Origin of the sequence: Zooshikella harenae, from assembly GCF_018837975.1 — a bacterium.
GTDB classification, from domain to species: Bacteria; Pseudomonadota; Gammaproteobacteria; order Pseudomonadales; family Zooshikellaceae; genus Zooshikella; species Zooshikella harenae.
This window is the reverse complement of sequence record NZ_JAGSOY010000298.1, coordinates 1-838: the sequence shown is the minus strand read 5'-3', so window position 1 is coordinate 838 and position 838 is coordinate 1. Positions and strand designations below refer to the sequence as shown.

Annotated in this window: 1 protein-coding gene; it reads right to left on the bottom strand. The window is 38.5% G+C overall.

From position 1 onward, the window contains the following. Positions 1 to 156: 156 nt before the first annotated feature. On the bottom strand, positions 157 to 838 hold a 682-nt coding region (locus KCG35_RS25770), incomplete at its 5' end, for a hypothetical protein (protein ID WP_215822740.1).

The following is an 838-nucleotide window of genomic DNA, read 5'->3' as shown; positions in this document are numbered from 1 at the left end:
ATACAATTCCATGCTTGATTACTTTTGTTAACATATTTATCGTACTGATTGAACCTAACTATTAATAAACGTCACTCTGAAGTAAAACCCAACCTCATTGCTGGCCTTATGGCTATTGGTATCCAGCGAGGTGGGTATATACCAGTTCTTACCCGATTATGCATTGCCATTTTTAAACCACACATTTTCACGCTCGCAAAGCTTCTGCCACTCTAAACGAGACAGCACCTCTATGTTTTCTTTATTCGTGCCTACTAATACATGAGAGGAATCCCAAGACAAAACCTCCTGCATATCTGATGGCACTTCACCACCAAAGATCGGAAAACTTCCCTCTTGATAAAACCAACGTCCTTCAACTATAAGTGACTTAAGTTCTCGTACGTTTTCTGGAATATTTTCAAATGCTGGAGCTTTACAAAGGCTAGATGCTATTTCATCTAGATTATAGAAATTATCATCCAAACACCAACCATCACAATCTACCCATAAGTACGCTTCATAGCTATTATTTATGATTGCTATTGAATGCTTAGACATCTCCGGTGACGACTGGTAATAAACCTCATACTGAAGAGACTTTGTTTTAACCAGCTCAACCTCAAACGGTTTCAATAACGGAATATCCAATATCAAATCTGAATATATTGGCTTGATTTTTTCACAAGCCAACTTCACATCCTCCACCGAGGAAAGCAAATGATGAATCTCAGATTTAAAATTTTCTATTTTGCCGTACTTTTTCATTTTTCCAGTTCTAGATGCATAACACCTAAATGACCTGTACCGACAGGCGTCAGGTTGACTCATTTGTGTACGCCCGGCATGGGCATTGAAC